The following is a 17253-nucleotide window of genomic DNA, read 5'->3' as shown; positions in this document are numbered from 1 at the left end:
TTGCGCCGGCGTGCGTCGTACCGTCAACGCCACCATCGACCCAGCAGGGAGTGCTCATGTCTGATCGAACGTCCTCCTTCCGCGCCTTCCTCTGCGCCGCCACACTGTTGCTGATGACAGGATGCCACCCCGCCATGTCGACCCAGTCCGATTCCAGCAGCGCGCAAACATCGGGCTCATCCATGTTCCCGCTGCGCTTCGTGAAGCACGATTTCCAGGTGTTCTGCTACAACACCATCCGCTGTCACGTGATCTACAACGACTTCAACTTCAAGGCGGAGGAACGGCCTTCGCCGCCGCCGCCCTCGGCGGATTACAGGGACCACTGGCCGTTCGCCTCCTATCTGGGCATCCGGAATTTTCCGCCGCCGGCCGAGGTGAACTGGACGTCGCTGGATGGCGTGGCGCACACAGCCAAGGTGGATATCGGAGCTATCTTCAAGGACGAGCGTGTGTTGTACAACGTGCCCGATGCCGAAATCCCCGATCGCTCCTGGGGAGGTGAGCCAGGCATTCTGCTCGAAGTGAACGACCGCACGATCAGCGTCTACATGAAGGCATTCATTGCCACCAAGACCGAACAGATTCCGGGCAATAAATACAGTGATGCCCGGGATGACGTGATCCTGGCCTGGACACATACGTACTGAAGGGAGCGCTGTCATGGAGCACGACCGGAAGGACCCGGATGGCATTCTCGGTGATGGAGTACGCGCCGATCCTGCCGCGTCGCGATTGCCGATTTACACCGAGGGCCGGGCGCAACTGGCCGCGTTCGAGGAGCCGATCCTGATCCATGCGGACCATCCGCATGAGCGTCTCTTCATTGCCGCGCTGGATGGCACCGGCAATGACGCCATCCACGATCCCGAGCATGCGACGAATGTTGCGCTTATCGCTCGACAGGTGGAACAAGCCGGTAATGCGAGGATTGGCTTCGGTTATGTTCCCGGGCCGGGCACGCAGCAACATGGATTCTTCTCACCTGCGCTGGACAACATGCGCGGCAACACCGTCGATGAGCGGGCCGAGGAGATGTACAAGAAGTTCATCAACCAGGCTTGGAAATGGAAGCAGGAAGACCCAGCCGCAGAGATCCGCGTCGCCAGCGTCAGCTTCAGCCGAGGTAGCGAAGAAGCCGCTCTGTTTGCGCGATTGGTCGAGGAGCGCGGCATTCAGGATCCCGCCGGTGCGCGTTACACCTACGATTCCCATCACCAGATCAAGCATGTCGAATACACCAGGCCACCATTGGTGCCGCCTCATCAGGTAGCGCAGGCGGTGGCCATGTTCGATCCGGTGGGCACCGGTAGTGCGATGACGATGGATCGGCGGCTGCCGCCGTCGGTGATATCCGGCATCCAGTTCATCGCAATGGACGAGCACCGCGGCCTGTTCAAGTCCGACCGCATCATCGATCCGGGCATCTCGTCGGACGGGCGCTTTGCCGGGATCTACGTGCCCGGCGCGCATTCGGATGTCGGCGGCAGTTACCACCGTGATGGTTTGTCGATTCGCACCGGCAACTTTACGATCGATTACCTCAACGGCCTGAGCGACACGCCGTTTCTGGCCAAGTCTTCAGAGCCCGACGATCCGCGTCTGAACGTGGTCCACCATTCGCAGGAAGGCTTGCTGCTGTATCGCCTGTGGCCCAAGATCGACCGGCTCCAGCCGGGAGGCTACAACGAGCGGGAAGTGCCCAGGCATGCGATGGGGCAGGTGCCCGATGCGTACAACGCCGAGCCACGCAATGAAACGCTGAGCCGGCAATTCGAACGACAAGCCATGCCCGACGGCCCGGTGCCGGGTGCATTGCAGATGCCGCACGACACCACGCGCAGCGAACTCGACCAGTGGATCGACCGCATGTATCTGGCCTCGCAGAACCCGGACAACACCGCGTGGGATCGGGCGCAGCATCAGGCGGCGCACGCCTATCTGGGTACAGCGGACGGCCAGCAATTCCAGCAGCAGGCCGACAGCCTGAACGCGACGTGGGACGTGTCATTGCTGGCGCAACAACAAGCCGCGCAGCAGATGTTGCCGCAGGCACAGGGATTCAGTCGTTAGACCAGCCAAGGACGTGGCCATGGATAGTTCCGCTGATGATGTCGAGACGGTGCGGCAGGCATTGATCCGATTGATGGCGATTGCCGATCGTCTGGAGTCACGCAACGCGCACACCGTGCTAAGGATCGAAGCGGCAACCGCTGCGCTCGAGCAAGGTGTGAGCCGTCTGGATGCGGGTGGCGAGCGGTTCGCGGAGCGCGCACTGCAGGTGATCGGAAACAACGCACAGCAAGCGGTAGCCCAAGGCGCCGGACAAGCCGTGGACGAGCTGCGGCAGCGGTTGCAGCAAAGTGCCAACAGCGCCCAGGCGGCTGCCCGGGCGATGGATGAACAGCGCAGGGGATTGACCAGCGCGCGGCGCAGCCTGGTCTGGAACGCGGCAGTCGCCTTGCTGCTCGGCTCCCTGTTGGCCATGGGCTCGGCGGCGTGGACCATCCACCGCAGCGCGCAGCAACTGGCGCAACTGCATTTCGGTCAGGACATCCTGCGGGCGACGCAGCGTGGCGCAATCAACCGTTGCGGCGATTCGCTGTGCGCACGAGTCGGCAGGAAACCGGCACGCTTCGGCAAGGACGGCCAGTATGTGTTGCTGGGCGACTGAGCCCGCTCACTCCGTATTGCGGTGCTTGCCCCGGTATGGCTTGAACAACGCGCGGATCGCGGGCATGTCCACGTCCACGTCGCCGCTGGCGTGCACCAGTGGGCCCAGCGTGAAGGTTTTCGTGGGGTAGTCCAGGAACAGGGTCTGGATCGGCACGTTGGCGCCGTGGGCGATGCGCAGGAAGCCCTGCTTCCAGCGCCGCACCGGCTTGCGCGTGCCCTCGGGCGTGATGCCCAGCCACATCCGCTCGCGCTCGGCGAAACGCTGCACCATCTGCGCGGGCACGTTGGCGGCGGCGCGGCGGTCGATGCCGATCATGCCCAGCGGTCGCAGGATGATGCCGAAGGGGCCGTTCAGCACTTCGCGCTTGATCATGATGCTGATGTCCACGCCCAGCGCCACCTTCATCACCAGCCCCCAAACGCCATCCCAGTACGACGAATGCGGCGCACCGATGAGGATCAGCTTGGGCAGGTTCGGCAGTTCGCCCAGCAACCGCCAGCCGCTGAGGCGCAGGATCACGCGCGCCAGCCAGGGCCAGAACCGGCTGTTGAGGCGTGGCGCCAGCGGCGGGGTGGGTGGCAACATCGGTGCGTTCATTCGGAGCTCCATTCGCGCGAACGCGTCTGCTTGATCTTGCCGCGCTGCTGTTTGCCAGCCAGACGGCGTTCTTTGGAGGCGCGTGTGGGGCGGGTGGCCACGCGTTTCTTGGGTGGCCGCAACACGCTGCGAATCAGCTCGGCCAGCCGTTCACGCACGTCGTCGCGGTTGCGCACCTGGTCGCGAAAACGCCGACCCTGGATCACCAATACGCCCTCGGCGGTGAGCCGGCGGTCGCGCCGCGCCAACAGCCGTTCGCGCACTTCGTCCGGCAGCGAGGGCGAGTTGATGACATCGAACCGCAACTCCACCGCGCTTTCGGTGCGATTCACATGCTGCCCGCCGGGACCATCGGCACGCAGGAAACGTTCGACGAGTTCGGATTCGGGTAGCGAGAGGGTGGGGCTGACAGTCAGCATGCGGCAAGTTTAGGGGGAAGCGTTGCGCGGAGCGAGGCGCGCTCGATCCGCTCGCCGCCGCCGCGCGGCTACGCTCGGGATGAGCGGCGCGGGAATGTTCTAGTGGCCGGAGACGCTGGCATTCTGTGGCAACGACCATTCGAACCGTGCCAGCAACGATGCAAACGCGTCGTCCAGCGGCGCTTCCAGCGTCATCGGCGCGCCGCTCAGCGGGTGATGGAAATCGAGCCGCCACGCATGCAGCAGCATCCGATGACAGCCGAAATATTGCTTGTACAGGCGATTGTGATCGCCGCGTCCGTGCTGGCAGTCGCCGATGACCGGGTGATGGATATGCGCCAGGTGTTTGCGGATCTGACGGAAGCGGCCGCTTTCCGGTTCGGCCAACAAGAAGGCGTAGCGTTGCTGCGGATAGCGACCCAGTGCAATTGGTACCTCGATCGTGGCCAGTTGGCGGTAGCGCGTGCGTGCCTCGCGTCGCGGCCCGGTTTCGCGTGAGCCGGGCAGCGGGTAATCGATCACGCCTTCAGCTGGTTCCGGCCAGCCGCGCACTACAACCAGGTATTGCTTGTGCACCGTGCGGCCCATGAACTGCTCGCCCAGCGCAGCCGCGATCTCCTTGTTGCGCGCCACCAGCAGCACGCCGCTGGTGGCGCGGTCGAGTCGGTGCGCCAGGTACACGCTGTCGCCGATCTGCTCGCGCAATTCATCGACGAGAAACGTGTCGGCATTGCCGACCATCTTCGAACGGTGCACGGCCAGGTTCGCGGGCTTGTTCACCGCGATCAGCGCATCGTCCTGATGGAGAATTTCAAGCATGTCGATTGGCCAGGAAGATTCGGGTCATGTGGGAGTGACTTCAGTCGCGATGCTCTTGCTTGTGGCTCCAGAGCAAGAGCATCGCGACTGAAGCCGCTCCCACAAAAAACCGCTTCCGCAGGTGGTGATGACAAGCGCTCAGCGCGAGCGCGGCCAGCCAATCGCGAAGGCCAGCAAGCCGGCTGCGCCGGTGCCCAGCGGCGGCCAAACTCCGTGCTGCGGCGCCAAGGTCCACAGCAGCGCCGAGCCGATCAGCAAGGCGCCACCCAACAATCCGCAGGCCAGCAGCTTGTGCTGGCGCCGGGCGTTGTCGTGCAACAGGGCAAGCGCCAGTGGATCGCTCACCACCCGCTGCTCGCCGCTGCCTGCCTGGCGCAGGGCATCGCGCACCAGCTCGGGAAACTCCGGTGCGTGGTGCAACCATTCGGGCAGGCGCTTGCGCACGTCACGCAGGGTGCGCAGCGGGCTGTAGCGTTCGCGCAGGATGCGTTTCAGCACCGGATGCGCCACCGCCCAGATGTCGATCTCCGGATCGAGCATGCGGCCCACGCCTTCGATGTTGAGCAGGGTTTTCTGCAGCAGGATCAGTTGCGGCTGCAAGGTCAGCTCGAAGCGGCGCGCGGTCTGGAACAGTTTCACCACCAGTTCGGCCAGCGAAATCTGCGACAGCGGGCGGGTGAAATACGGCTCGCAGACGGTGCGCACCGCCGCCTCCAGTTCATCCAGCCGCAGGGTGGCGGGCATCCAGCCGGCGGCCACGTGCAGTTGCGCGATGCGGGCGTAGTCGCGTTCGAACAGGGCGATGAAATTCTGCGCCAGCCAGTATTGGTCGGCTTCGGGCAGCGAGCCCATGATGCCGAAATCCAGCGCGATGAAACGCGGCTCGCCGGTGCGCGCGGTGTCCACCCAGATATTGCCGGGGTGCGCATCGGCATGGAAAAAGTTGTCGCGGAACACCTGCTCGTAGAACACCCGCACGCCCTTGGCGGCCAGCGCCTTGCGGTCGATGCCGGCCGCATCGATGGCGGCGATGTCGTCGCTGCTGACGCCGCTCACCCGCTCCAGGGTCAGCACGCGCGCGGCGGTGAGTTCCCAGTGCACGCTCGGCACGTACAGGTCCACGCCGCTGGCGAAGTTGCGTTTCAGCAGGCTGGCGCTGGCGCCTTCGCGCTGCAGGTCCAGCTCGTTTTCCAGCATTTTTTCGACTTCGGCCACCACGTCCAGTGGCCGGATCTTGTCGGCGTTGGGATGCCAGCGCTGGGCCAGTTCGCCCAGCGAGCGCAGCAGTTTCACGTCGCGGGCGATCTGCGCGTCGATGCCCGGGCGCAGCACCTTCACCACGACCTCGCGGCCATCGCGCAAGGTGGCCGCGTGCACCTGGGCGATCGAGGCGGAGGCCAGCGGCGTTTCGTCGAAATGCGCGTAGAGCTGATCGGTCGAGGCGTTCAATTGCTGCTCGACGATGGCGCGGGCCTCGGCGCCGGGGAACGGTGTCACCCGATCCTGCAGCAGCGACAGTTCGTCGGCGATATCGGCAGGGACGAGATCGCGGCGGGTGGACAGCACCTGACCGGCCTTCACGAAAATCGGGCCCAGCTCGGTCAGCGCCAGCCGCAACCGCTCGCCGCGCGACAGCTGCGCCACGTTGGCACGCGGTCGTGCCAGCAACGGGCGCAGCAGTTTCAGCGGACGGTACAGGTGGGTGGCGTCGACCAGTTCATCCAGTCGATACGCCAGCAGTACCGAGGCCACCCGCAACAGTCTCGGCACGACCTTCAGCGGCGTCATGCGGCGCTGCCCTGCAGCCGCGCGATGAGCCGCTGCACGCGCGACTCCATCCGTTCGCTGCGCTCGCGCAGGTGATCCACGCCGTCGAGGAAATCCTCCACCTCGCCCGGCGCCAGCGCCACGCGCGCTTCGTCGCGCAGCCAGTCGGCGCCGTCCTCGGTGAAATGCGCGGCACTTTCGCGGGCGTGGCTCAGGCCGCGGCGGACGGCCTTGGCCAGCGGTACACCGAGCACGTCGCCGAAGCTGCGCGCAAACGCCTCCTCGAAATCGGGCGCGAACTTGCTGGCCAGTTTCTCCAGCCGGCGTGCCAGCTCGGCATCACCGGCGATCTCCACCTTGCCCGGTGCGATGCCGTCGTCGTCGCGGCGAAACAGCATCGCCAGCAGGCTGCCCGGCGTGGCGGCGACGCGCAGCTGGCTGTCGTCCTGTGGCGGGCCCACCAGCAGTTTTCCGTCGTCGACGGTGATCGCCAGCACCAGCTCCGGTCCACGCAGATGCAGTTGCACGCGGCGTCCGTTCAACGCGGCCAGCTTCTGCTGCGTATCGGGGTCCAGCGACAACGTGTGATTCAGCGCGGTTTGCAGCGCGCCACCGGCCAGCTTGCGCAGCGGCTGCGGCATCCAGGTATTGGGCGTGGAGTTCATCCCGGCGATTGTAGCGGGGCGGCGCCTGCGCCGCCGGGAATGGGGAATAGGGAACGGGGAGTCGGAAGAGCGGCATTTCGCCAGCGCGAAGGATGCGCGGATGCCGAGGCATCTGCTTTTCCCATTCCCGATTCTCTATTCCCGATTCCCCGCCCCAACGAACCCAAGCTGGCGCCAGGCTTCGTAAACGGCCACGGCCACCGAATTCGACAGGTTGAGGCTGCGGCTGTTCGGGCACATCGGCAGGCGCAGGCGCTGGTTGGCGGGGATGGTCTCGAATACGTCGGCAGGCAGGCCGGCGGTTTCGCAGCCGAACAGCAGTGCGTCGCCATCGGCGAAACGCGCGTCGACGTGGGCCACCTGGCCGCGGGTGGAAAATGCGAACACGCGTGGCATGCCGATCGCGTCGAGGCAAGCGGCGAAGTCGTCGTGCACGGCCACGCTGGCGTACTCGTGGTAGTCCAGCCCGGCGCGACGCAGCCGCGCATCGTCGAGTTCAAAACCCAGCGGGCGGATCAGGTGCAGCGCGGCACCGGTATTCGCGCACAGGCGAATCACGTTGCCAGTATTCGGCGGGATCTCGGGACGAAACAGGATGATATGGAGCATCCGGCCATTATCGGCATTCGTCGCCCCCGCGTCTGCGTCGGCCTTACAACACCTGTGTCGATGGCGGGCAAAGCACGCCGTCGTGTGGCAACACGCAGCTGTCGGGCGCGTCCAGCAGCATCGTCGTGACCGAGGAACCCGACGCCGGCTGCTCCACCGGCTGCGCGCGCAGCATCGCGCCCATCACCAGCACGCACAGCGCGAAGCAGGCCGCGAACAAGCTGTGCAACATCATCGTTTCGAATTTCATGATCGCTCTTCCTTTTCCGTGATTGAAAACCCCTGCATGGCCAGAAGAGCAATCGCCGTGCCAGCCTTTCTATCCTTCGCAAGCTGATGATTTTGCGGAATAAAGATACGATCTTGAAAATGCGCGCCATGTCCGCGGACATCGTCCGAACGGGCGCGGACATTGCCGGACGACACTGTTTGCATGCCTTCACCCGACGTGCCTTGCGCCAGTTGCGCTGCGGCCGCCGTGCCGCCTAGGCTCAAGGGCCTCACCCACGCCAAGGAATTACCGTGACCCTGAAAACGCACGCGTTGTGGCTTGCCGGTTTGCTGACTTTTTCCGTGGGCATCGTGCCGGCTTTGGCCGATCCACCCGCCGTCACCGATGCCGCCAGCACGATCCCCGCGCTCGACTATGAGCGGTTCACCCTGCCCAACGGGCTGACCGTGGTGGTGCATGAGGATCACAAGGCGCCGGTGGTGGCGGTGAGCGTGTGGTACCACGTGGGCTCCTCGTACGAGCCCAAGGGCAAGACCGGCTTCGCGCATCTGTTCGAGCACCTGATGTTCCAGGGTTCGGAAAACCACAAGGACGAATTCTTCAAGCCGTTCGAACTGGCTGGCGCCACTGACCAGAACGGCACCACCTGGCTCGACCGCACCAACTATTTTGAAACCGTGCCCACCACCGCGCTGGACATGGCGCTGTGGATGGAGTCCGACCGCATGGGCCATCTGCTGGGCGCCATCGGCCAGCCGCAGCTCGACGAGCAGCGCGGCGTGGTGCAGAACGAAAAGCGCCAGGGCGAAAACCAGCCCTACGGCCGCGCCAGCGAGCTGATCCAGGCCGAGGCGTTCCCCGCCAACCATCCGTACCACCACGACACCATCGGCTCGATGGCCGACTTGAACGCCGCCTCGCTGGGCGACGTGAAGCAGTGGTTCCGCGACTACTACGGCGCCGCCAATACGGTGGTGGTGCTGGCCGGCGACATCACGCCGGCAGTGGCGAAAGAGAAGATGCTGAAGTACTTCGGCGACATCGCCGCGGGCCCGCGCGTGCCGCGGCCGCAACCGTGGGTGGCGCCGCGCGAGCAGTCCACCCGCGGCACCATGACCGACAACGTGGCGCAGACGCGCATCTACCGCGAGTGGAACGTGCCGCCGCGCGGCAGCGCCGACGAGACCCAGCTGGAACTGGCCGCCGCGGTGCTGGGCGGCGGCAAGACCTCGCGGCTTTACCAGCGGCTGGTCTACCGCGACAAGCTGGCCGACGACGTCTCGGTGGGTGTGGAGCAGCACTCGCTGGCCAGCCTGTTCGAGCTGCAGGTCGACGTGAAGCAGGGTGTCGACCCGGCTCGCGTCGAGGCGGCCATCACCGATGAATGGCGCAACTTCCTGGCGCACGGTCCCAGCGCCGACGAGCTGGCGCGGGTGAAGACGGAAACCCGCGCCTCCTTCGTGCGCGGGCTGGAACGCGTCAACACGCAGGCCTCGATCCTGGCCCAGGGGCAGCTCTATCACGGTGATCCGGGTGCCTACCTGAAGCAGTTCAACGAGTTCATGGCCGCCACCCCGGCCAGCGTCACCGCCGCCGCGAACCGCTGGATCGCCCGCGGCGATTACACCTTGACCGTGGTGCCGGGCAAGGTCGATAGCACCGACAGCGCCGCGGCCGCCGGCCGGGCCGCCGTCCCCGGCAAACCCGCGCCGGTGCTTTCGCCCGCCGGTGATTTCCGCGTCGTCGACAGCAGTGTCGACCGCAGCAAGGGCGTGCCCACGGTCGACAGCTATCCGGACCTGAGCTTCCCCGCCGTGCAGCGCGGCCGCCTGGCCAACGGCATCGAGGTGGTGCTGGCCGAACGTCACACCGTGCCGGCGGTGCAGGTGCGGTTGCTGTTCGATGCGGGCTACGCCGCCGACCAGGGCCGCAAGCTGGGTACCTCCAGCTTCACCATGTCCATGCTGGACGAGGGCACCAGGGAGCTGGATTCGGTCGAGATCGCCAAGCGCAAGCAGCGGCTGGGCGCGCTGATCGATACCGATTGCGGGCTGGATTTCTGCAACGCCTCGTTGAATGCGCTGGACGACAATCTGCAACCGTCACTCGCCCTGTTCGCCGACATCGTGCGTCAGCCCGCCTTCCGCCAGGCTGATATCGACCGCGTGCGCGGCCAGTGGCTGGCCGGCATCGCGCAGGAAAAGAGCCAGCCCGTCGGCATCGCGCTGCGCACCCTGCCGCCGCTGCTGTACGGCAAGGGCCACGCCTACGCCATCCCATTCACCGGCTCGGGTACGGATGCGTCGATCAAGGCGCTGCAAGCCGCCGACATGCGCCGCTTCATGGCCGACTACATCCGGCCCGACAACGTGCGCATCCTGGTCGCCGGCGACACCACGCTGGCGAAGATCATCCCGGCCCTGAACGCCGCATTCGGCCAATGGCAGGCGCCCGCGGGCAAGGTGCCGGCGAAGAACATCGGCAAGGTGGCACCGCCGCCACATGCACGCGTCTACCTGATCGACCGCCCCGACGCGCAGCAAAGCCTGATCCTGGCCGGCAGCCTGGCGCCCTCCACCGAGGCGCCGAACAACCTGCAGATCCAGACCATGAACGGCGCGTTCGGCGGCACCTTCACCTCGCGCCTCAACATGAACCTGCGCGAGGACAAGCACTGGGCCTACGGTGCCTTCAGCATCCTGCAGAACGCCCTGGGCCAGCGCCCGTTCCTGCTGTACGCGCCGGTGCAGACCGACAAGACCGCGCCGTCCATCGCCGAGCTGTTGAAGGAGGCCCGCGCGGTGATCGGCCCGCAACCACTCACCGAGCAGGAGATCGACAAGATCAAGGTGGGCGACGTGCGCAGCATGCCGGGCGGCTACCAGACCACCTCGGCGGTGATGGGTGCGTTGCAGGACATCGTGCAGTACGACCGCCCCGACGATTACGTGCGCACGCTGAAGTCGCGCATCGAGGCGCAGACCGATGCCTCGGTGCAGGCCGCCGCGCAGGAAATCATCCATCCCGACCAGCTGACCTGGGTGATCGTGGGTGATCTGAAGAAGGTCGAGGCGCCGATCCGTGCGTTGAAACTGGGTGACATCCAGGTACTGGATACCGACGGCAAGCCGGTGGCGCCGAAATAAGCCCGCGGGCGGGATGTCGCGTGCCATCGCCGGCACGCGGCACCGCCCTCGCGCTACGATGGCGCCTTGCCGCGCGGTCGCGGCGCGATCCTTCCGCCCACTTCACACACGGAGTTTTCCATGCGCAAGAACCTGCTGTTGCTCGTCCCCGTGCTGGCGCTGAGCGCGTGTACGTGGGGCATCACCATGGACGAAGCGGCCAAGAACGTGCGCACGGCCTGGAATGGCGACGTGTCGGCCTGCCACGAACTGGGCAAGGTCACCGTCTCGGTGATGGACCACATCGGCCCGGTCAACCGCAACGGCATGACGATCCGCGAAGAGCTGGAAGTGATGGCCCGCAACGAGGCCGCCAAGATGCACGCCGACACCGTCAAGCCGCTGGCCGAACCCGCCGACGGCTCGCAGGCGTGGGGCGTCTACCAGTGCGGCACGCGCACGATCAGCCCGGTGCGCTCGTCCGCCACACCTGCGGCCACACCCGCGCCCGGCAGCGCGCAGACATTCCCGGTCAAGGGCAACTGAGCTGGCCGTTCCTGCACGCCGAAGGCGCCCCCGGGCGCCTTTTTTCACGCCGGCCCGTACACGCGGGTTTGCGATGATGGCCGGCATGATCAAGCGCATGCCTTCGAAAACCACCTTGCTGAAAGCCCCAGGCCGGATCGCGCGACGCATGCTGCCGTTCCGCCGCAAGCGCGCCGACCCGCTCGATGCGTTGCCCTTTTTCGCCGTGCCGGCCACTGCCATCGCGGTGCTGGACGATGCCGCCGCGTTTCGCCGCACGCTGTTGCAGCACATCGCCCAGGCCACGCGCCGGATCGTGCTGGTGACGCTGTACCTGCAGGACGATGATGGCGGTCGCGAGATCCTCGAGGCGCTGTACGCGGCGAAAACGCGTCATCCAGCCCTGGAAATTTCCGTGTTCGTCGACTGGCATCGCGCCCGCCGCGGCCTGATCGGCAAGCAGAAAAGCGAGGGCAACGCGGGCATGTATCGCGAGTACGCCAGGCGCCTGGGGCCGGGCGTGGCCATCTACGGCGTGCCGGTGCAGAACCGTGAATTGTTCGGCGTGCTGCATCTCAAGGGCTTCGTCATCGACGACAACGTGCTGTACAGCGGCGCCAGCCTCAACGATGTCTACCTCGCCCGACACGGCCGCTATCGGCTTGACCGCTACCACCTGTTCCGCGATGCGAAACTGGCCGACGCGATGGCCGGCTTCGTCGAGCGGCAGTTTGTCGCCAGCCCCGCCGTGTGCCGGTTGAACAGCGGTGATGCGCCAACCACGAAGGCGTTGCAGCCGGCCATCCGCGACCTGCGCCAGTCACTGCACCAGGCTGCCTACGCCGTCGCCGACGACAGCTTGGGCGATGGTGCGGTAGCAGTGACACCGCTGCTGGGTTTCGGCCGCACCGACAACGCACTCAACGACGCCTTGCTGGCCGCGCTGCGCGGCGCCCGCGAGCGGGTGATCCTGCTGACGCCGTACTTCAACCTGCCGCGCCCGGTGCGGGCGGTGCTGGGGCAACTATTGCGCCGCGGCTGCGAGATCCACCTGATGGTGGGCGACAAGACCGCCAATGATTTCTACATACCGCCCGAGCAGCCGTTCAAGACCATCGGCCTGCTGCCCTACCTGTACGAAAACAACCTGCGCCGGTTTGCCCGCGCCCACCGCCGGCAGATCGACAGCGGCCAGCTCAACATCCACCTGTGGCACCACGGCGACAACAGCTACCACCTGAAAGGCCTGTTCGTGGACGACGACGTGGCCGTACTCACCGGCAACAACCTCAACCCGCGCGCGTGGGCGCTGGACCTGGAAAACGGCCTGCTGCTGCGCGACCCGCAGCGGCTGCTGCATGACAGGCATCAGGCTGAGTGGGCCGCGTTGAAAAAACACGCCACGCGGCTGTCCGACTACCATGCACTGGAAAGGCCGCGGCAGTACCCCGCGGTGGTGCGCAAGCTGTTGCGGCGGCTTAACCGCACGCGGCTGGACCGGCTGGTGAACCGGTTGCTGTAGGCGCTTCTACGCGTTCGGGGCCAGCCGGTCCAGGCGCATGCCCAACCAGTTCGACACGTTCGGCCATTCCTCGGCCAGGATGCTGAAGCACACCGTATTGCGCAGGCTGCCGTCGGTGCGACGCTTTTGCGCGCGCAGGACGCCTTCGCGCTGCGCACCAAGGCGTTCGATGGCGCGCTGCGAATCCTCGTTCAACTCGTCAGTGTGAAAGGCGACCGCCACGCAACCCATCCCCTCGAAAGCATGCTCCAGCAGCAGCCTTTTGCAGGCCGTGTTGAGGTGGCTTTTCTGCCAGCGTTTCGCGTACCAGGTGTAGCCGATGGCGACGCGCGGCAGTTCGGCGTCGATTTCATAGAAGCGGGTGGTGCCCACGATGTCGCCACTACGCTTTTCGCGGACGGCAAACGGCAGCATGTGGCCGTCGGCCAGGCCGCGCAGTGCCTTTTCGACGTAAGTTTGCGCCTGGCCTGGCGGCGGCACGCTGGTGACCCGCAGGTTCCACAGCTCGCCATCGGCGGCGGCGGCCTCGAGGGCGGGGACGTGATCCAGGTTCAGGGGCTCCAGCACGACGTAGTCGTCCTGCAGGTATATCGGGGCGAGAGGTGGCATCGGAGAATTCCAGCGGCGTACGGCGCAGGGCCGCAGGGTGCGGTCAGGCGTCCAGATCGGGGATCAGCTTGCTCTCCAGTCGAGAGATGTGATCCTTCAGCAGCAGCTTGCGTTTCTTCAGTCGGGTCAGCTGCAGTTCGTCGCGGCCCAGGGTGGTGGCCAGCTGTTCGATCGCCGCGTCGAGATCGCGATGCTCCATCCGCAACTCGGCGAGCAAGTGGGCGATTTCAGCGTGATCCTGAACCTGCATGGCGGGGCCGGTGACAAGTGGAGAAGTTGGCAAGTGTACCGCCGCCGCGCGCGGCTGGTCAGTATCTGACCAGCCGCGGGGCGGGCCGGTCACGGGACAAGTCATGGTGCAAAGCAGTAAAGTGCGCGATGGCCTGCCGGCATGTATCGCCGGGCGCCGCGGCAAGCGGTGTTGGCGTCCAACCGCGGGTTTTGATCATTCCACCATTTACCAGAGGGCTGCTCGTGTCTTTCTTTGCATCCGTTGAAATGGCTCCAGGCGATCCGATCCTGGGCCTGACCGAGGCCTTCGTGGCCGACCCGCGCCCGGGCAAGATCAATCTTGGCGTGGGCATCTATTGCGACGAGCAGGGCAAGATCCCGCTGATGAAAGCGGTGCGTGACGTCGAGCAGGCGCTGGCGAAGGCGGAAAGCCCGCGCGGCTACCTGCCCATCAACGGCTTGAAGGCCTACAACGAGCTGACCCAGCAACTGCTGTTCGGCGCCGATTCGCCGCTGCTGGCCGAAGGCCGCGTGGCCACGGCGCAGACCATCGGCGGCAGCGCCGCCTTGCGCGTGGCCGCCGACCTGCTGAGGCAGACCGCCGGCGCGGGCGCCAAGATCGCCATCAGCAATCCCAGCTGGGGCAACCACCACGTGGTGTTCCGCACCGCCGGCTTCGAGCTGCTGGAATACCGCTATTACGACAAGGAAACCCACGGCCTGGATTTCGCCGGCATGCTGGAGGACCTGGGCAAGCTGGAGCCGGGCACCGTGGTGCTGCTGCACGCGTGCTGCCACAACCCCACCGGCGTGGACCTGGATGCTGCCCAATGGCAGCAGGCGATCGCGCTGATGAAGGAGCGCCAGCTGCTGCCCTTCGTCGACGCCGCCTACCAGGGTTTCGACAAGGGCCTGGACGCCGACGCCACCGCGATCCGGCTGCTGGCCGCCTCCGGTATCGAGGCGTTCGTCGTGGCCAATTCGTACTCCAAGTCGTTCTCGCTGTATGGCGAGCGGGTGGGCGCGATCAGCATGGTCGGCCGTGACCGCGACGAGGCCGCACGGGTACTGTCGCGCATCAAGACCACCATCCGCTCGATCTACTCCAGCCCTTCCGCCCACGGTGCGTACCTGGTGGCCGGCGTGCTGGGCAACCCCGAGCTGCGTGCGTCGTGGGAAGACGAGCTGGGCGGCATGCGCACGCGCATCCACGAAATGCGCGCGGGCCTGGTCGATGGGTTGGCGGCGGCGGGTCTGCCGCAGTTCGACTTCATCAACCGGCAGGCCGGCATGTTCTCGTACTCGGGGCTGAGCAAGGCTCAGGTCGAGCGCCTGCGCGAGGATTTCGCGATCTACGCGCTGACCAGTGGCCGCATCTGCGTGGCCGCGCTGAATCGCGCCAACCTGGACGCCGTGGTGGCGGCCATCGCTGCCGTCAGCTGACACCTCGCCATACCCCTGTAGGAGCGGCTTTAGCCGCGATGCTCTTTCGCCACTCGGACGAAAAGCATCGCGACTGAAGTCGCTCCTACAACGTCAACGCGAACCCAAACAATCGCCCGCGGCCCTCGGCCGCACCGATCCGGACATTGAATGTTTTTCCGCAATCTCACGCTGTTCCGCTTTTCCCCCGCCGTAGCCACTGATCTCGACCGCCTCGACGACGCACTGGCCGAGCATCGCCTGCGCCCCTGCGGCCCGCTGGAGATGTTCACCCGCGGCTTCGTGCCGCCGGTGGGCCGCGGCGAGGGCGAGCCGCTCACGCACAGCGTCAAGCAATCCACCCTGGTTACCGTAGGTGGCGAGGACAAGTTGCTGCCGGCCGCGGTGATCAACGACGAGCTGCAACGCAAGGTGCAGAAGATCGCCGAGGAAGAAGGCCGCAAGGTCGGCGGCCGCGAGCGCAAGCGGATCAAGGAGGATCTGCTCACCGAACTGCTGCCGCGCGCGTTCGTGCGCAACTCGCGCATGGCCGCCTATGTGGACAAGAAAAACGGCTGGCTGGTGCTGGACACCTCCAGCCGCAAATCGGCCGAGAACGCGCTGACCCAGATCCGCGAGGCGCTGGGCAGTTTCCCCGCCGTGCCGCTGGCGCCGGAGGAAGGCCCGCGCGTGCTGATGACCGACTGGCTCTCCACTGGCAACCTGCCGGCCGGCCTGGCGCTGGGGGACGAGTGCGAACTGCGTGACCCGGCGACCGCCACCGGCGCCATCGCCCGCTGCCGCCGGCAGGAGCTGGATGCCGAGGAAGTGAAGGAGCACCTGCGCAACGGCAAGCAGGTATTCATGCTGGGGCTGACCTTCGACGACCGCATCACGTTCGTGCTGGGCGAGGATCTGGTCATCCGCAAGCTGAAATTCCTGGACGTGGTGATGGACGAGCTGGGCGACAGCCAGCAGGACGCCCACGCCGAGATGGACGCCAGTTTCGCCCTGCTGACGCTGGAGCTGGAGCGCCTGCTGGGCAAGCTGGAAGAGTGGTTCGGCCTGCCGCGCCCCGCCGATAGCTGAACCGCCGTCACGCCCCTGCGCTCCCGGCCGCGCGTCATGCTTGCGGCCGGCCCGCGACAAGTGGAAGCTTGGCGGACGGCCGCGCCCATCAGTCCACCACCGGCAAGGCGAGCAGGCACAACGGGCAGGTCATGGCGCAGCATCTCGAAGGCGATTGGCTGGAACTGTCGACAGCAGGCGGACGCCTCATCCGCGTGCTGAAGGCCGCGCACCCGCGCGCCCGCCGGCTGCGCCTCACGGTCACGCCCAAGGGCGCCCGCGTCACCTATCCGCACGGCACCCATCCGGCCCAGGTCAGCGCCTTCCTGCGCAGCCACGCCGAGTGGCTGGAGCTGAAACTCGATGAGCTGAACCTGATGGTGAAGCCGCTGCCGCCGCTGCGGCTGGGCTATCCATGCACGTTCCCGCTGCGCGGCGAGCTGGTCGAGCTGGACTGGGCCGAAGGCAGCTATCCCAAGATCGAGTCGCATGCCGAAGGGCTGACCCTGGTCATCCCGCGCCCGCACACCCGCGCGCTGCCGATCGCGCGCGGGCTGCTTGCCTCGCACCTGGAAGCGCAGATCCGCCGCGACGTGTCGCGCTGGATGGCCGGCTACGTGCCGCAACTGGGGCTGGCGCCCACCTCGCTGCGCATCCGCCCCATGAAAAGCCTGTGGGGCAGCCTGGATACCCGCGACCGCATCAACCTGGATCTGGCGCTGGCGTTGGCACCACCGGCCGCGCTGCGCTACGTGCTGGCGCACGAGCTGTGCCACCTGAAGGTACGCAACCATTCGCCACGGTTCTGGACCCAGGTGGAAAACCTGTTCCCGGATTGGCGCGAACAGCGCGCCTGGTTGCGCCAGCAGGGCGCGGTGCTGAAGGCGGAACTCGACCGGCTGATCGGCGACGTGGCCGACTGATTCCGCAGGGCGAGTCGACCGACCAGGGTAATGGCGGCCGACT

19 protein-coding genes are annotated in these 17253 nt (G+C 66.2%); 9 read left to right on the top strand and 10 right to left on the bottom strand.

The window, feature by feature from the left end:
- Nucleotides 1-134: 134 nt before the first annotated feature.
- The 3 genes from ASD68_RS14130 to ASD68_RS14120 are packed head-to-tail and all read left to right on the top strand — an operon-like array spanning nucleotide 135 to nucleotide 2674.
- Complete coding sequence (locus tag ASD68_RS14130) at nucleotides 135-650, top strand: hypothetical protein (protein WP_056607895.1); 516 nt, start codon at nucleotides 135-137, stop codon at nucleotides 648-650.
- Nucleotides 651-663: 13 nt separating this feature from the next.
- Nucleotides 664-2073 (top strand): DUF2235 domain-containing protein, encoded by a 1410-nt coding sequence (locus ASD68_RS14125; protein WP_082546083.1) that lies wholly within the window; start codon nucleotides 664-666, stop codon nucleotides 2071-2073.
- Between the two features lie 19 nt (nucleotides 2074-2092).
- The gene (locus tag ASD68_RS14120) at nucleotides 2093-2674 is read left to right on the top strand and encodes a hypothetical protein (RefSeq protein WP_056607891.1); all 582 of its coding nucleotides are present in this window, start codon (nucleotides 2093-2095) and stop codon (nucleotides 2672-2674) included.
- Between the two features lie 6 nt (nucleotides 2675-2680).
- Here the strand turns inward: ASD68_RS14120 and ASD68_RS14115 are convergent, their stop codons facing one another.
- From ASD68_RS14115 to ASD68_RS16995, 8 genes are all read right to left on the bottom strand, one after another.
- The gene (locus ASD68_RS14115; RefSeq protein ID WP_056607889.1) at nucleotides 2681-3274 is read right to left on the bottom strand and encodes a 1-acyl-sn-glycerol-3-phosphate acyltransferase; all 594 of its coding nucleotides are present in this window, start codon (nucleotides 3272-3274) and stop codon (nucleotides 2681-2683) included.
- Nucleotides 3271-3693: an alternative ribosome rescue aminoacyl-tRNA hydrolase ArfB gene (gene arfB, locus ASD68_RS14110; protein WP_056607887.1), complete on the bottom strand. Its 423-nt coding sequence runs from the start codon at nucleotides 3691-3693 to the stop codon at nucleotides 3271-3273. The genes ASD68_RS14115 and arfB overlap by 4 nt, the downstream gene beginning before the upstream one ends.
- Before the next feature lie 99 nt (nucleotides 3694-3792).
- Nucleotides 3793-4512 carry a pseudouridine synthase gene (locus tag ASD68_RS14105; RefSeq protein WP_056607885.1) on the bottom strand — a complete coding sequence of 240 codons (720 nt, stop codon included), beginning with the start codon at nucleotides 4510-4512 and terminating at the stop codon, nucleotides 3793-3795.
- Nucleotides 4513-4650: 138 nt separating this feature from the next.
- Nucleotides 4651-6300, bottom strand: a complete 1650-nt coding sequence (gene ubiB / locus ASD68_RS14100) for a ubiquinone biosynthesis regulatory protein kinase UbiB (RefSeq protein WP_056607883.1) — start codon at nucleotides 6298-6300, stop codon at nucleotides 4651-4653.
- Nucleotides 6297-6944, bottom strand: coding sequence for an SCP2 sterol-binding domain-containing protein (locus tag ASD68_RS14095; protein WP_056607880.1), 648 nt, complete (start codon nucleotides 6942-6944; stop codon nucleotides 6297-6299). The genes ubiB and ASD68_RS14095 overlap by 4 nt, the downstream gene beginning before the upstream one ends.
- A gap of 135 nt (nucleotides 6945-7079) precedes the next feature.
- The gene (trmL, locus tag ASD68_RS14090) at nucleotides 7080-7553 is read right to left on the bottom strand and encodes a tRNA (uridine(34)/cytosine(34)/5-carboxymethylaminomethyluridine(34)-2'-O)-methyltransferase TrmL (protein WP_056607878.1); all 474 of its coding nucleotides are present in this window, start codon (nucleotides 7551-7553) and stop codon (nucleotides 7080-7082) included.
- 43 nt (nucleotides 7554-7596) lie between these two features.
- Entirely contained in the window at nucleotides 7597-7803 is a 207-nt protein-coding gene (locus ASD68_RS14085; RefSeq protein ID WP_056084602.1) for a hypothetical protein, read from the bottom strand.
- On the bottom strand, nucleotides 7800-8048 hold the full coding sequence (locus ASD68_RS16995; protein WP_156458426.1) for a hypothetical protein: 249 nt from the start codon (nucleotides 8046-8048) through the stop codon (nucleotides 7800-7802). Before ASD68_RS16995 ends, ASD68_RS14085 begins: the two co-directional genes overlap by 4 nt.
- 27 nt (nucleotides 8049-8075) lie before the next feature.
- Between ASD68_RS16995 and ASD68_RS14080 the strand changes: the two genes are divergently transcribed.
- The 3 genes from ASD68_RS14080 to pssA all read left to right on the top strand — a co-directional run bounded on the left by ASD68_RS14080 (nucleotide 8076) and on the right by pssA (nucleotide 12957).
- A complete protein-coding gene (locus ASD68_RS14080) occupies nucleotides 8076-10931 on the top strand; it encodes a pitrilysin family protein (RefSeq protein WP_056607876.1) in 2856 nt (951 codons plus the stop codon).
- A 120-nt stretch (nucleotides 10932-11051) separates the two neighbouring features.
- A complete protein-coding gene (locus ASD68_RS14075; RefSeq protein WP_056084607.1) occupies nucleotides 11052-11456 on the top strand; it encodes a DUF4156 domain-containing protein in 405 nt (134 codons plus the stop codon).
- A 97-nt stretch (nucleotides 11457-11553) separates the two neighbouring features.
- Nucleotides 11554-12957 carry a CDP-diacylglycerol--serine O-phosphatidyltransferase gene (gene pssA, locus ASD68_RS14070; RefSeq protein ID WP_056608094.1) on the top strand — a complete coding sequence of 468 codons (1404 nt, stop codon included), beginning with the start codon at nucleotides 11554-11556 and terminating at the stop codon, nucleotides 12955-12957.
- A 6-nt stretch (nucleotides 12958-12963) separates the two neighbouring features.
- Here pssA and ASD68_RS14065 read toward each other — a convergent pair whose 3' ends face one another.
- The gene (locus tag ASD68_RS14065; RefSeq protein WP_056607874.1) at nucleotides 12964-13566 is read right to left on the bottom strand and encodes a GNAT family N-acetyltransferase; all 603 of its coding nucleotides are present in this window, start codon (nucleotides 13564-13566) and stop codon (nucleotides 12964-12966) included.
- A 43-nt stretch (nucleotides 13567-13609) separates the two neighbouring features.
- On the bottom strand, nucleotides 13610-13816 hold the full coding sequence (locus ASD68_RS14060) for a DUF465 domain-containing protein (protein WP_040670585.1): 207 nt from the start codon (nucleotides 13814-13816) through the stop codon (nucleotides 13610-13612).
- A 224-nt stretch (nucleotides 13817-14040) separates the two neighbouring features.
- Here ASD68_RS14060 and ASD68_RS14055 point away from each other — a divergent pair, with 224 nt between their 5' ends.
- The 3 genes from ASD68_RS14055 to ASD68_RS14045 all read left to right on the top strand — a co-directional run bounded on the left by ASD68_RS14055 (nucleotide 14041) and on the right by ASD68_RS14045 (nucleotide 17210).
- A complete protein-coding gene (locus tag ASD68_RS14055; RefSeq protein WP_056607872.1) occupies nucleotides 14041-15240 on the top strand; it encodes an amino acid aminotransferase in 1200 nt (399 codons plus the stop codon).
- 150 nt (nucleotides 15241-15390) lie between these two features.
- Complete coding sequence (locus tag ASD68_RS14050; RefSeq protein ID WP_056084614.1) at nucleotides 15391-16308, top strand: recombination-associated protein RdgC; 918 nt, start codon at nucleotides 15391-15393, stop codon at nucleotides 16306-16308.
- 131 nt (nucleotides 16309-16439) lie between these two features.
- Entirely contained in the window at nucleotides 16440-17210 is a 771-nt protein-coding gene (locus ASD68_RS14045) for a YgjP-like metallopeptidase domain-containing protein (protein ID WP_056085150.1), read from the top strand.
- The last annotated feature ends 43 nt before the right edge of the window (nucleotides 17211-17253 follow it).

It is taken from the genome of Rhodanobacter sp. Root627, assembly GCF_001427835.1.
Classification (GTDB): domain Bacteria; phylum Pseudomonadota; class Gammaproteobacteria; order Xanthomonadales; family Rhodanobacteraceae; genus Rhodanobacter; species Rhodanobacter ginsenosidimutans.
The sequence above is the reverse complement of the archived record's forward strand: the minus strand, read 5'-3'. Positions and strand labels throughout refer to the sequence as shown.

What these genes read in the sequence shown, in the direction of transcription:
- ASD68_RS14130 (WP_056607895.1), top strand. Translation starts at nt 135, where the DNA reads ATGTCGACCCAGTCCGATTCCAGCAGCGCGCAAACATCGGGCTCATCC.
- ASD68_RS14125 (WP_082546083.1), top strand. Translation starts at nt 664, where the DNA reads ATGGAGCACGACCGGAAGGACCCGGATGGCATTCTCGGTGATGGAGTA.
- ASD68_RS14120 (WP_056607891.1), top strand. Translation starts at nt 2,093, where the DNA reads ATGGATAGTTCCGCTGATGATGTCGAGACGGTGCGGCAGGCATTGATC.
- ASD68_RS14115 (WP_056607889.1), bottom strand. Translation starts at nt 3,274, where the DNA reads ATGAACGCACCGATGTTGCCACCCACCCCGCCGCTGGCGCCACGCCTC.
- arfB (WP_056607887.1), bottom strand. Translation starts at nt 3,693, where the DNA reads ATGCTGACTGTCAGCCCCACCCTCTCGCTACCCGAATCCGAACTCGTC.
- ASD68_RS14105 (WP_056607885.1), bottom strand. Translation starts at nt 4,512, where the DNA reads ATGCTTGAAATTCTCCATCAGGACGATGCGCTGATCGCGGTGAACAAG.
- ubiB (WP_056607883.1), bottom strand. Translation starts at nt 6,300, where the DNA reads ATGACGCCGCTGAAGGTCGTGCCGAGACTGTTGCGGGTGGCCTCGGTA.
- ASD68_RS14095 (WP_056607880.1), bottom strand. Translation starts at nt 6,944, where the DNA reads ATGAACTCCACGCCCAATACCTGGATGCCGCAGCCGCTGCGCAAGCTG.
- trmL (WP_056607878.1), bottom strand. Translation starts at nt 7,553, where the DNA reads ATGCTCCATATCATCCTGTTTCGTCCCGAGATCCCGCCGAATACTGGC.
- ASD68_RS14085 (WP_056084602.1), bottom strand. Translation starts at nt 7,803, where the DNA reads ATGAAATTCGAAACGATGATGTTGCACAGCTTGTTCGCGGCCTGCTTC.
- ASD68_RS14075 (WP_056084607.1), top strand. Translation starts at nt 11,052, where the DNA reads ATGCGCAAGAACCTGCTGTTGCTCGTCCCCGTGCTGGCGCTGAGCGCG.
- pssA (WP_056608094.1), top strand. Translation starts at nt 11,554, where the DNA reads ATGCCTTCGAAAACCACCTTGCTGAAAGCCCCAGGCCGGATCGCGCGA.
- ASD68_RS14065 (WP_056607874.1), bottom strand. Translation starts at nt 13,566, where the DNA reads ATGCCACCTCTCGCCCCGATATACCTGCAGGACGACTACGTCGTGCTG.
- ASD68_RS14060 (WP_040670585.1), bottom strand. Translation starts at nt 13,816, where the DNA reads ATGCAGGTTCAGGATCACGCTGAAATCGCCCACTTGCTCGCCGAGTTG.
- ASD68_RS14050 (WP_056084614.1), top strand. Translation starts at nt 15,391, where the DNA reads ATGTTTTTCCGCAATCTCACGCTGTTCCGCTTTTCCCCCGCCGTAGCC.
- ASD68_RS14045 (WP_056085150.1), top strand. Translation starts at nt 16,440, where the DNA reads ATGGCGCAGCATCTCGAAGGCGATTGGCTGGAACTGTCGACAGCAGGC.